Raw genomic sequence first — 12,875 nt, 5'->3', positions numbered from 1 at the left:
TCGACCGGACTTTTTAAACATCCATATCAATAAAGGTTTAAAAAGGAGGATCAAGAGCACCGAGCAGGTCTAGGCGCATTTGCCAGGAGGACACGGAGTGTAGTTTTCCTACATGAGTACCGCACTGGCGATGCAACGACGGCATGCGAAGGTTATCTTAACCGGACTTTTTAAACATCCTCTATTAGTGTTTGAAATGACGTACGCCAGTGAACACCATAGCAATCCCATAAGTATCTGCCACTTTAATAGAATCTTCATCACGGATTGATCCGCCTGGTTGAATGATTGCTGTAATTCCTGCTTTTGCTGCTTCTTCTAATGTATCTGGCATTGGGAAGAAAGCATCAGATGCAAGTGCGCTACCTTGTGCTTTTTCACCAGCTTGTGTAATTGCGATTTTTGCAGAACCTACACGGTTCATCTGTCCCGCACCGACGCCAATTGTCATGTCATCTTTCGCTAAAACAATTGCGTTTGATTTCACATGTTTTACAACTTTCCAAGCTAGTTTTAAATCTTTCCATTCTTGCTCTGAAGGTTCACGTTTCGTTGGAATTGAAATTGTACTTTCATCTAATGATAACGTATCTTCTTCTTGAACGAGAAGTCCACCTTGTACAGAAGTTAGTTTTTTGCTTGCACTTGTCGCTTTTTCAATATTTATAGTTAATAAACGTAAGTTCTTCTTACTTTGTAACACTTCTAAAGCTTCTTGCGAGAACGAAGGTGCGATAACAATTTCTAAGAAAATTTCATGTAACTTTTCTGCTGTAGCTTTATCAATTTCACGATTTGCTGCAATAATACCGCCGAAAATTGATACTGGATCTGCTTCATAAGCGCGAGTATATGCTTCGTGAATATCAGTTCCTACTCCAACACCACATGGATTCATATGTTTTACTGCTACTACTGCTGGTTCTGTAAATTCTTTTACGATGCTAAGTGCTGCGTCTGCATCATTAATATTGTTATACGATAATTCTTTACCGTGTAATTGTTCTGCGTATGCAACAGAAGAAGTTGCCGCGAATGGCGCTTTATAGAAAGTTGCCTTTTGATGTGGGTTCTCGCCATAACGTAAGTCTTGCTTTTTCTCAAATGTCACAGTTAATGTTTCTGGACTTTCTTCACCCATTTGCTCTGTTAAGTAGTTAGAAATTAACGCATCATACGCTGCTGTATGACGGAATACTTTCGCTGCTAGTTTACGTTTTGTTTCCTCTGCTACTTCACCGTTCTCTTTCAGTTCTGCTAACACAATATCATAATCTACTGGATCTACAATTACAGATACGAATTTATGATTTTTCGCAGCAGAGCGAATCATTGTCGGGCCACCGATATCAATATTTTCAATTGCATCAGCAAATGTTACATCAGGCTTAGCGATTGTTTCTTTAAATGGATATAAGTTAACAACAACAAAGTCAATTGGCTCCATACCTAATTCATTCATTTGTGTTACATGTGTTTCATTATCACGAACTGCTAATAGACCACCATGAATATTTGGATGTAACGTTTTCACACGGCCATCCATAATTTCAGGGAAACCAGTTACTTCAGAAATACCAATTACTTGTAAACCGTTTTCTTCTAATAACTTTTTCGTACCACCTGTTGAAATAACTTCAATCCCTTGTTCTAGTAACCCTTTAACAAATTCTACTACTCCTGTTTTATCTGAAACACTTACTAATGCACGCTTTTTCATTTATCCTTCACCCCTGGTTGTATGTTAGTTAACAGTTGATTCTTTCACAGACTGAACAATTTGATTCACTGTATTTACGTATAATTTATGTTCAACTTGTTGAATTTTCTTTTGTAAACTTTCTCTCGTATCCCCTTCAGAAACAACCACTGCTTCTTGCGCAATAATTGGCCCTGTATCCATACCTGCATCTACATAATGAATTGTTACTCCAGTTACTTTCACACCTGCTTCTAACGCTTGACCGACAGCATCTTTACCCGGAAAGCTCGGTAGTAATGATGGATGAATATTAATAATCTTCCCGCCGTATGCTTCTAGTAACGTCGGCCCGATTAACCGCATATATCCAGCTAAAATAACATAATCAATTTCATATTCTTCTAGCTTCTTTAATATCTCTTTTTCAAACGCTTCTTTTGACTCATATGCTTTCGCTGAAAAAGCAAAACACGGAATATGATGATAATTTGCCCGTCCAACAGCGCGTGCTTCTGGTTTATCACATACTAATAAACTAATTTCTGCATCCAATCTTTTTTCTTCTACCGCATTAACGAGAGATTGAAAGTTAGATCCGCTTCCAGAAGCAAAAACTGCTAATCTACTCATAGTGCTGTGCCCCCATTAAAAGTAACGCCAGCTCCTTGTATAGTACGTCCAATAATACGAGCCATTTCTCCTTGCTCTTCAAGAAGACGAACAACATCTTTTGCATCTTCTTCCTTCACTGCTACTACCATACCAATACCCATGTTAAAAATATTGAACATTTCTTTTTCTTCCAGTTTTCCAACTTCTTGAAGCAAACTAAAGATCGGCTGAATTTCCCAAGATCCTAGTTCAATCTCGGCACCGATTCCTTCTGGCAACATGCGTGGAATATTTTCAATAAATCCACCACCTGTAATATGCGCCATACCGTATACTTCATGTTTCTTCAATAGTTCTAAAATAGGTTTGACATAAATTTTCGTTGGTTTTAATAATTCTTCACCAAGAGGTAGTTCTAAGCGGCCATAAATACGCTCTAAAGATAGTTCCCCATCTTCTAGTAACACTTTTCTTACTAAAGAGTAACCATTGCTATGAATACCGCTAGATGCTAAGCCAATTAGCACGTGACCAGCTTCAATCTTTTCACCTGTTACAATTTTCTTTTTATCAACAATCCCAACTGTAAAACCAGCTAAATCATATTCTTCCGTAGAATACATTCCTGGCATTTCAGCTGTTTCTCCACCGATTAATGCACAACCAGCTTGGCGACAGCCCTCTGATATACCTTTGACGATGTTTTCAATTTTACTAGGTTCAGCTTTACCACAAGCAATATAATCAAGGAAGAAAAGCGGCTCTGCTCCTTGGACAACAATATCATTTACACACATTGCTACTGCATCAATACCAATTGTGTCATGTTTATCTGCCATAAAAGCGAGCATCAATTTCGTTCCCACGCCATCTGTTCCAGATACTAATACAGGTTCTTCTAATGCAAATTTTGATAGATCAAACATACCTCCAAAACCGCCTAAACCGCCTAGTACTTCTTTTCTCATAGTTGTTTGTACGTGTTTTTTCATGCGAGATACCGCTTCATATCCAGCTTCAATATCTACTCCTGCTTGCTTATATGCATTCGCCATCGTTATTTACACCTCGTCTTTTAATTTCTCCCCATCCAGGGCGGGCTATTTTAAGAAAGGAGCTAGCTTCTACATCAAAAGAAGTAGAAGCTTGTTTCACTTTTCTTATTTCATACTTTCTAAAAGCTCTTGCTCATAATCATAAAGAGCTGTTGGATAGTCCCCATTAAAGTAAGCCATGCATAGGCCACCATATTTCCCTTCATATGGACGTCCAATTGCATCTACTAATCCATCTTCGCTTAAAAATGTTAAAGAATCTGCTCCGATCATTTCACGGATTTCTTCTACTGTATGATTTGCTGCAATTAATTCTTTTCTCGTTTGAATATCAATGCCATAGAAACATGGATATTTCAGAGGTGGTGAAGCAATTCTTACGTGAACTTCTGTCGCTCCAGCTTCACGAAGCATACGAACAATTCGTTTACTTGTCGTTCCTCTTACGATAGAGTCATCAATCATAACAACTCGTTTCCCTTCAACTACACCTCTTACTGCGGAAAGTTTCATCTTAACCCCTTGCTCTCGCAGTTCCTGAGAAGGTTGAATAAACGTACGTCCAACGTAACGATTTTTAATTAATCCTAACTCATATGGAATACCTGTCGCCTCCGCATAGCCAATCGCAGCTGAAATACTAGAGTCTGGTACACCAGTAACAACATCTGCTTCAATAGGAGCTTCTGCCGCTAAACGTTTCCCCATATTCTTACGTGCTGCATGAACGTTAACGCCTGCAATATTAGAATCTGGTCGTGCAAAGTAAATGTATTCCATACTACAAATTGCATGTTCTACATCGTTTGTGAAACGATCTACGTGAATTCCTTCATCATTAATGATAAGTAATTCACCCGGTTCTACATCACGAATGTATGTTGCACCTACTACATCAAAAGCACATGTTTCAGATGCTACAACGTAAGCATCCCCCATCTTTCCAATTGAAAGCGGACGGAACCCATTCGGATCTAATGCAACGATCATTTCATTTCCAGTTAGTAAAAGATACGCAAACGCACCTTTCACTTTGTTTAAAGCTTCTTTTACACTTTCAATTAAAGAATCTTTCGTACTACGTTTAATAAGATGTAAAAGTACTTCTGTATCTGAACTAGTTTGAAAAATACTGCCCTCTGCTTCTAATTCACGACGAAGCATTTTTGCGTTAATTAAATTTCCGTTATGAGCTAACGCCATACTATGATCGGAAAAACGGAACAACAATGGTTGAACGTTAGCAACTTCACTTCCACCAGCTGTTGCATATCGTACATGTCCGATCGCTGATTTTCCATTTAATCCTTCTAGCTCACCTCTTGAAAACACTTCTGATATTAAACCTAACCCCTTGTGACCGACGATTTTTTCCCCATTATTTACGACAATGCCTGCGCCTTCTTGCCCACGGTGCTGTAAACTGTGCAATCCGTAGTATGAAACTTGTGCTGCATTTTCATGCCCCCAAATTCCGAAAACGCCACATTCTTCGTTTAACCCCTTTATTTCAGCAAGCATGGGATTGCCCCTTTCCAAGCCTTTCTCATTTCATCTACATTTGCTGTAAGTAATACTTCATTTTCTTCATTATGAATTGTTACTTCATTTGTACTTGTTACTTCTCCAACTTGGATTGCTTCTACCACTTTCTCAAACGCCTCTTTATTTTCACGTTTTACAGTTATCACGAAGCGAGACTGTGATTCAGCGAATAATGCTGCTGTTGCTTCTCCATCTAATTTCACAGTAGCACCTAAGCCTTTAGCACCAATTGCACTTTCTGAAATCGCAACTGCTAAACCACCTTCAGCAACATCATGTGCAGATTGAACAAGACCAGCTTGAATTGCTTCTAATACTTGTTTTTGGCGTTTTAATTCTACATCTAAATCGATACTTGGTGATTGACCGAAAATTTTGCCGTGAATCATTTTCTGTAATTCACTTCCGCCAAACTCAGCTTTCGTCTCACCAATTACATACACTAAATCACCAGCTTGCTTAAACTCTTGTGTTGTTACATGTTTTAAGTCATGCACAAGTCCAACCATCCCAACAGTTGGTGTTGGATATACAGCTTCACCACTACGCTCGTTATACATCGATACGTTTCCGCCGATAACTGGTGTTTGTAATGTGCGACAAGCTTCACTCATACCGTCTACTGATTTCTCAATTTGCCAGAAGATTTCTGGTTTTTCTGGGTTACCGAAGTTTAAGCAATCTGTAATTGCAAGTGGCTCTCCGCCAGAACATACGATATTACGCGCTGCCTCTGCTACTGCAATTTTACCGCCCATCTCTGGGTCTAGATAAATGTAGCGAGAGTTACAATCTGTCGTCATTGCTAATCCTTTTTCTGTACCGCGTACACGTACAACTGCAGCATCTGAACCTGGCGTAACAACTGTGCTTGTGCGAACTTGGTAATCGTATTGATCGTATACCCACTCTTTACTTGCAATTGTTGGTTGCTGTAATAAAGCGAATAACGTTTCTTTATAATTTTCTACTTTTGGCGTTTCCATTTTCATTGCTTGGAATTCAGCAAAGTATGCTGCTTCTTTTGATGGCTTATGATAAATTGGTGCTTCTTCTGCTAAAGCATCTGCTGGAACTTCAGCTACCTTTTCACCTTTATGGAATAAACGAAGCATTTTATCTTCTGTTACTTTCCCCATCGTAACCGCTGCAAGATCATACTTCTCAAATAAATCTACTATTTCTTGTTCTCTACCTTTTTTCACGACAATTAACATACGCTCTTGTGATTCAGATAGCATCATTTCATATGGTGTCATTCCTGTTTCACGCTGTGGTACATCATCTAAGTACATTTCAATACCCATTCCTGCTTTACTTGCCATTTCTGCAGATGATGATGTTAAACCAGCCGCACCCATATCTTGAATTCCAACAAGTGCATCAGATTGAATTAATTCTAAACACGCTTCAATAAGAAGTTTTTCCATAAATGGATCCCCTACTTGAACCGCTGGACGTTTCGCTTCTGAGCTTTCAGATAGTTCTTCCGACGCGAATGTTGCACCGTGAATACCGTCACGACCAGTTGATGCTCCTACGTACATTACTGTGTTACCAGCACCATGTGCTTGCCCTTTTTTAATGTCTTCGTGGTTAATCAAACCTACGCACATTGCATTTACAAGTGGATTTCCTTCATAACATGGATCAAATTGTACTTCGCCGCCAACAGTCGGAATACCGATGCAGTTACCGTATCCTGCAATTCCTGCTACTACTTCTTCGAATAAATATTTCACACGTGGTGACTGTAATTCACCGAAACGAAGTGAGTTTAATAGAGCTACCGGACGTGCTCCCATAGAGAATACGTCACGAATAATACCACCAACACCTGTTGCAGCTCCTTGATATGGTTCAATAGCTGAAGGATGGTTATGACTTTCCATTTTAAATACAACTGCTTGATTATCACCGATATCTACAATTCCAGCACCTTCCCCAGGCCCTTGTAGAACACGCTCACCTGTTGTTGGGAATTTTCGAAGCACTGGTTTTGAATTTTTATAACTACAATGTTCAGACCACATTACAGAGAATAACCCTGTTTCTGTATAATTTGGCAGACGACCTAAAATCTTTTCAACCATGGCAAACTCTTCGTCTGTTAACCCCATTTCCGCATATATACGCTCTTCTTTAATTTGTGTTGGATTTGGTTCAAGCATTAACGACATATGTTTCCCTCCACTGTTTTAAGATAGATTGAAAGACTTTTAACCCTTCAGCACCGCCAAGTAATTCATCTACAGCACGCTCTGGGTGCGGCATCATACCAAGTACATTTCCTTTTTCATTTACAATACCAGCAATATCTGAAACGCTACCGTTAGGGTTTTCTACGTAACGGAATGCGATTTGATTGTTCTCTTCTAATTGTTTAAGAGTCGCTCCATCACAATAGTAATTCCCCTCACCATGCGCGATTGGAATATTAATTATTTCATCTTTTTCATATTGTGATGTAAACATCGTTTCATTATTTTCAACACGTAACTGAACAGTGCGACACATAAATTTTAAGTTTTCGTTTCTTATTAACGCTCCTGGTAGTAATCCTGATTCAACAAGAATCTGGAATCCATTACATACACCTAAAATCGGCTTTCCTTGCTCAGCAGCTTTTTGCACTGCTTTCATTGCATTAGCAAAGCGAGAGATAGCACCGCAGCGTAAGTAGTCACCATAAGAAAATCCACCTGGTAGTAGAATTGCATCATATTCATCTAAATTCTCTGTATCGTGCCAAACGTAATCTACTTCTTCGCCAAGCTCATCTTTAATTGCATGGAACATATCGACATCACAGTTCGAACCCGGAAATACTATTACGGCAAATTTCACTGTGCGACAACCTCCTCAACTTCATAACGGAAGTCTTCCATTACAACGTTCGCTAATAGTTTTTCACACATTTCTTTTACCTTGCTATCTAAATCAGATACAGATTTATCAATTGTTAGTTCCATGTACTTTCCGATTCGAACGTCTTGTACTTCTGTGAATGAAAGACTATGAAGTGCTCCTTTTACTGCTGTTCCTTGTGGATCTAATACGCTTTCTCTTAATGTTACATATACCTTAACTTTATACATGTGAAATTCCCCCTAAACGTTTTAAAATCTCTTCATAAGCATCTGTTAAATTTCCAAGATCACGACGGAATACGTCTTTATCAAACTTTTCATTGCTCGTTTCATCCCATAAACGGCAAGTATCTGGTGAAATTTCATCCGCTAAAATGATTTCTCCTTCTTCCGTTACACCAAACTCTAATTTGAAATCTACTAATCTTACACGACAGCTTGCGAAATGATCAATCAACACTTGATTGATTTGTAGAGCCATATCTCGTAATACACTTACTTGCTCTGGCGATGCAACGTTTAATACACGAATATGATCTTCCGTTACAAGCGGATCTCCTAAATCATCATCTTTGAAGTAAAATTCTACGATTGGTTCTGCAAGTACAGTTCCCTCTTCCATTCCTAATCGTTTTGAAAGACTTCCTGCAATTACATTTCTTGTGACAACTTCTAAAGGAATAATACTCACTTTTTTAACAAGTTGTTCTGTTTCAGATAACTTCTCAACAAAATGTGTTTTAATTCCCACTTCTTGTAACTTTCTGAACAATAAAGTTGTAATTTCATTGTTCAAACGACCTTTTCCTGTAATCGTCTCTTTTTTCTCCCCATTGAAAGCAGTCGCACTATCTTTGTACTCTACCCAAACCATATCTGCTGATTCTGTACGATAAATTCTTTTTGCCTTACCTTCATACAGCAATTCTAGCTTTTGCATTTCGCAAGCCCCCTGTAGTTTGAAAAATGTGAATAATATTTTTATAAAGAATGGCACAGAATGACTCTATTCTGTGCCATATGAAATTTTACGCTTCGTTTAATCCAAGGCGTTCAAAGATTGTATCAACGTGTTGCATATGATGCTCATAGTTGAAGCATTCATTAATTTCTTCTTGTGTTAACTTGCTTGTAATACGCTCATCAGCTTCTACAAGCTCTTTAAATTGTACTTGTGTTTCCCAAGCTTCCATCGCTTTAGGCTGTACGATATCATAAGCTTCTTCACGTACCATACCTTTGTCGATTAGTGTAAGCATTACGCGCTGAGAATAAATTAAGCCGTATGTTCTTGTCATATTACGTTTCATATTCTCTGGGTATACAGTTAAGTTTTTAACAATATTACCAAAGCGATTTAACATGTAATTTAATGCGATTGTAGCATCTGGTAAAATTACGCGTTCTGCCGAAGAGTGAGAAATGTCACGCTCATGCCATAATGGAACATTTTCGTAAGCTGTCATCATATAACCGCGGATAACACGAGCTAAACCAGTCATATTTTCAGAACCAATTGGATTACGTTTATGTGGCATTGCAGAAGAACCCTTTTGACCTTTTGCGAAAGCTTCTTCAACTTCACGTGTTTCACTCTTTTGTAAACCACGAATCTCAACTGCCATCTTTTCGATAGATGTTGCAATTAGTGCAAGTGTTGACATGTAGTGTGCGTGACGATCACGTTGCAATGTTTGTGTTGAAATTGGTGCTGCTTCTAATCCTAAATTTTCACAAACATATTTTTCTACGAATGGATCGATATTTGCATATGTACCAACCGCACCAGATAGTTTACCAACACGAACTGTATCAGCAGCTTGTTTGAAACGCTCTACGTTACGTTTCATCTCTTCATACCAAAGACCAAGTTTTAAACCAAATGTCGTTGGTTCTGCATGAACACCGTGTGTTCTTCCCATCATGATTGTGTATTTATGCTCTTTCGCTTTGTTAGCTAAAATGCTTACAAAGTTCTCTAAGTCTTTTAATATAATTTCATTCGCTTGTTTTAAGATGTAAGATAATGCTGTATCTACTACATCTGTAGATGTTAAACCGTAATGAACCCATTTACGTTCTTCGCCTAATGCTGGCGTTTCTGATACAGCACGAGTGAATGCAACTACGTCATGACGTGTTTCTTTTTCAATTTCATAAATACGATCAATATCAAATGATGCATGTTCACGAATTTTTTTAACATCTTCTTTTGGAATATCGCCAAGCTCAGCCCATGCTTCACAAGCTAAAATCTCAACTTCTAACCACGCTTTAAATTTGTTCTCTTCCGTCCAAATCGCACCCATTTCAGGGCGTGTATAACGACTAATCATCTTTTTCCCTCCAACAGTTGTTCTTGATGGTCCCAAATATGCAAACTCTTCGCTTTCTCTAGAGCGACTTCAATATTATCATTTAAAATATTAACATGCCCCATTTTTCGCTGTGCTTTTGCTTCTTCTTTTCCATACAAGTGTAAATAGCACCCGGTTAATCTATTCACTTGTCTTAGGACCCCTTCTATATGTTCGCCTAAAATGTTTACCATGACAACTGGTTTTAACAAATTTGTTTCTCCTAGAGGTAAATTACAGATTGCTCGAATATGTTGACCAAATTGACTCGTTTCACATGCATCCTGTGTATAGTGTCCTGAATTGTGAGGTCTTGGCGCTAATTCATTAATATAAATCTCACCATTATCTGTAGCAAACATCTCTACAGCTAGTGTTCCCACAAGTTCTAATTCATCCGCAAGTACCTTTGCATACGCAATTGCTTTTTGAGAAAGCTCTTCTGTAATGCGAGCTGGAACGATAGATTCATGTAAAATGTTATTTACATGAATATTTTCTGCTACTGGAAACACTTTTGTTTCACCACTTACACTACGAATCACAATAACTGATACTTCTTTTTCAAAAGGCACCCATTTCTCTAAAATACATTCTGCTTTATCCACAAGATTCCTTGCTGCCTCAACATCAGCTTCACTTCTTAAAACAACTTGTCCTTTCCCATCATATCCACCTGTCGTCGTTTTTAAGACGGAAGGGAATGATAACCCAGCAATTGCTTCTGTAAGCTGATCTTGATTTTGAACTAATCTATACGTTGCTACTGGTAACCCAGCCTTCTCAATCGCATTCTTTTCTGTAAAACGATTTTGTGTTGTATTTAACAACTGACTACCTTGTGGTAAGTACGCATGTTTTTCAAGCCATTGTAAACATCTATAATCAATATTCTCAAATTCATATGTGACAACATCACTTATCTCTGCTAAATGCTGAATTGCTTTTAAATCATCATATGGTGCAACAATTTCAATATCAGCAACTTGTGCACATGGCGAATGCTTTGTAGGATCTAAAACAGCAATTTTATATCCCATCTCCTTAGCTGCCAATGCCATCATTCTTCCTAGCTGGCCGCCTCCAATAATACCGATTGTTTTTCCAGGTAAAATGATTCTCGTCATACTAGCTCACTACCTTCACGCACATCTTTTTCAATCGCTTCTCGTCTCAATTCTAATGCATCATGTATATCATCATGAAATGATCCAAGTATTTGTGCGGCAAGTAATCCAGCATTCGTTGAACCGGCTTTACCAATTGCAACAGTTGCAACTGGAACACCTCCTGGCATTTGGGCGATGGATAATAATGAATCTAAGCCGTTTAATGCTTTTGATTGAACTGGAACTCCAATTACAGGAAGATTTGTCTTCGCTGCAACCATTCCTGGTAAATGTGCTGCTCCACCAGCTCCAGCAATAATAACTTTCAATCCACGTTCACGAGCCGTCTCTGCATATTCAAACATATAATCCGGAGTCCGATGAGCGGATACAACTTTTTTCTCATACGGTATATTTAATTCATCTAAAATGTCACAAGCATATTTCATTGTTTCCCAGTCTGACGTACTTCCCATTATGACTCCAACTAGTGATTTCATATTAGAATCCCCCCGATTCAAATAAAAAAAGCCTGAAATAGAACAGTTTCTCTTTTACTATGAGAGAAAGCGCTCTACTCAGGCATACGTATCCCTTGTGAATAGAAAAATACCGAGTGACTTTCCCTCATAGTCTAACGAATAACGGTCGTTAGGTAGAGACTTGCAGGCCATATCCCCGCGATTATATGAGGTCTTATATTATTGTTTCTATGGCTATATTAACAATATTTCATAAACAATGTCAATAAATAATCGAATGTTTTTTTATTAGCAGTCAATAACGTTCGTGTTTTAGTTATATTCAAAAGAAGAATTGCAACTATATACAAGAAGAAAAGGGAATTAGAATATATATTTCTAGAGATCTATTTTATGTATTTATCGTTTAAATAGCACTTCAGTATGTTTTTAATCAAAATATATACACTCTTGTATTATTATAACGATTTAATTTCTAAGGAGGATAACTGTTAAAGAAAGAACTTGGCTATTATCCTATTTATTTTTCTCTATTGCAGTAATTTCTGTAATTATTAAATATTTATTTATAGCATCTCATTATTTAAAATATATACTTATGATAGAAATAATGTGTCCTATTTTAAGTATTACTTTAGCGACATTAGGAAAATCAGAAACACAAAAAATCATTACTATTATTTTAAAGAGTCTCTACTTCATTCTTTTTTCGTCTGTAGCTTTATTAAATTTACGGATTATAGCATTCGGTAAATAAAAATAAACACAAAAAAACCTAAGTCAAAATAACTTAGGTTCTTGCTTGGCGACGTCCTACTCTCACAGGGACAAGGTCCCAACTACCATCGGCGCTAGAGAGCTTAACTTCCGTGTTCGGTATGGGAACGGGTGTGACCTCTCTGCCATCATCACCAAACTATTGAAGGTATATTCCTTCAAAACTAGATAACATTTGCTACATATTATATGGTTAAGTCCTCGATCTATTAGTATTCGTCAGCTCCACATGTCACCATGCTTCCACCTCGAACCTATCAACCTGATCATCTTTCAGGGATCTTACTAGCTTACGCTATGGGAAATCTCATCTTGAGGGGGGCTTCATGCTTAGATGCTTTCAGCACTTATCCCTTCCGCACATAG

Annotated in this window: 12 protein-coding genes, 2 rRNA genes and 1 riboswitch; of the genes, 1 reads left to right on the top strand and 13 read right to left on the bottom strand. The window is 38.0% G+C overall.

Annotation, left to right across the window (positions count from 1 at the left end; all coding sequences use genetic code 11):
- Positions 1–184 precede the first annotated feature (184 nt).
- The 11 genes from purH to purE form a co-directional block, all read right to left on the bottom strand.
- The gene (purH, locus tag BLT20_RS21465) at positions 185–1,720 is read right to left on the bottom strand and encodes a bifunctional phosphoribosylaminoimidazolecarboxamide formyltransferase/IMP cyclohydrolase (protein WP_000745439.1); all 1,536 of its coding nucleotides are present in this window, start codon (positions 1,718–1,720) and stop codon (positions 185–187) included.
- A 24-nt stretch (positions 1,721–1,744) separates the two neighbouring features.
- The gene (purN, locus tag BLT20_RS21460; RefSeq protein ID WP_000088589.1) at positions 1,745–2,332 is read right to left on the bottom strand and encodes a phosphoribosylglycinamide formyltransferase; all 588 of its coding nucleotides are present in this window, start codon (positions 2,330–2,332) and stop codon (positions 1,745–1,747) included.
- Positions 2,329–3,369: a phosphoribosylformylglycinamidine cyclo-ligase gene (gene purM, locus BLT20_RS21455; RefSeq protein ID WP_001262439.1), complete on the bottom strand. Its 1,041-nt coding sequence runs from the start codon at positions 3,367–3,369 to the stop codon at positions 2,329–2,331. The genes purN and purM overlap by 4 nt, the downstream gene beginning before the upstream one ends.
- A 105-nt stretch (positions 3,370–3,474) precedes the next feature.
- Entirely contained in the window at positions 3,475–4,890 is a 1,416-nt protein-coding gene (gene purF / locus BLT20_RS21450; protein WP_000879025.1) for an amidophosphoribosyltransferase, read from the bottom strand.
- On the bottom strand, positions 4,875–7,094 hold the full coding sequence (gene purL, locus BLT20_RS21445) for a phosphoribosylformylglycinamidine synthase II (RefSeq protein WP_000055555.1): 2,220 nt from the start codon (positions 7,092–7,094) through the stop codon (positions 4,875–4,877). Before purL ends, purF begins: the two co-directional genes overlap by 16 nt.
- On the bottom strand, positions 7,078–7,761 hold the full coding sequence (purQ, locus tag BLT20_RS21440; protein WP_000666775.1) for a phosphoribosylformylglycinamidine synthase subunit PurQ: 684 nt from the start codon (positions 7,759–7,761) through the stop codon (positions 7,078–7,080). The genes purL and purQ overlap by 17 nt, the downstream gene beginning before the upstream one ends.
- Complete coding sequence (purS, locus tag BLT20_RS21435) at positions 7,758–8,012, bottom strand: phosphoribosylformylglycinamidine synthase subunit PurS (protein WP_000278823.1); 255 nt, start codon at positions 8,010–8,012, stop codon at positions 7,758–7,760. The genes purQ and purS overlap by 4 nt, the downstream gene beginning before the upstream one ends.
- Entirely contained in the window at positions 8,005–8,724 is a 720-nt protein-coding gene (gene purC, locus BLT20_RS21430; protein ID WP_001170544.1) for a phosphoribosylaminoimidazolesuccinocarboxamide synthase, read from the bottom strand. Before purC ends, purS begins: the two co-directional genes overlap by 8 nt.
- An 88-nt stretch (positions 8,725–8,812) precedes the next feature.
- Positions 8,813–10,120, bottom strand: coding sequence for an adenylosuccinate lyase (purB, locus tag BLT20_RS21425; RefSeq protein WP_000625682.1), 1,308 nt, complete (start codon positions 10,118–10,120; stop codon positions 8,813–8,815).
- Entirely contained in the window at positions 10,117–11,268 is a 1,152-nt protein-coding gene (purK, locus tag BLT20_RS21420; protein WP_000196774.1) for a 5-(carboxyamino)imidazole ribonucleotide synthase, read from the bottom strand. Before purK ends, purB begins: the two co-directional genes overlap by 4 nt.
- Positions 11,265–11,750 carry a 5-(carboxyamino)imidazole ribonucleotide mutase gene (purE, locus tag BLT20_RS21415; protein ID WP_000839365.1) on the bottom strand — a complete coding sequence of 162 codons (486 nt, stop codon included), beginning with the start codon at positions 11,748–11,750 and terminating at the stop codon, positions 11,265–11,267. Before purE ends, purK begins: the two co-directional genes overlap by 4 nt.
- Positions 11,751–11,860: 110 nt before the next feature.
- Positions 11,861–11,962: riboswitch (purine riboswitch) on the bottom strand.
- A gap of 254 nt (positions 11,963–12,216) precedes the next feature.
- On the opposite strand from purE, the gene BLT20_RS31130 reads away from it, so the two are divergent.
- Positions 12,217–12,489, top strand: a complete 273-nt coding sequence (locus BLT20_RS31130; protein ID WP_072770309.1) for a hypothetical protein — start codon at positions 12,217–12,219, stop codon at positions 12,487–12,489.
- Between the two features lie 43 nt (positions 12,490–12,532).
- Here the strand turns inward: BLT20_RS31130 and rrf are convergent.
- A 5S ribosomal RNA gene (rrf, locus tag BLT20_RS21405) occupies positions 12,533–12,648 on the bottom strand.
- 50 nt (positions 12,649–12,698) lie between these two features.
- Positions 12,699–12,875 (bottom strand): 23S ribosomal RNA (locus BLT20_RS21400); the annotation flags it as partial.

The organism is Bacillus sp. cl96 (genome assembly GCF_900100505.1).
In the GTDB taxonomy this organism is placed as follows: Bacteria; Bacillota; Bacilli; order Bacillales; family Bacillaceae_G; genus Bacillus_A; species Bacillus_A cereus.
Note: the sequence above shows the minus strand (reverse complement) of the source record. Positions and strands in the feature narration are given on the sequence as shown.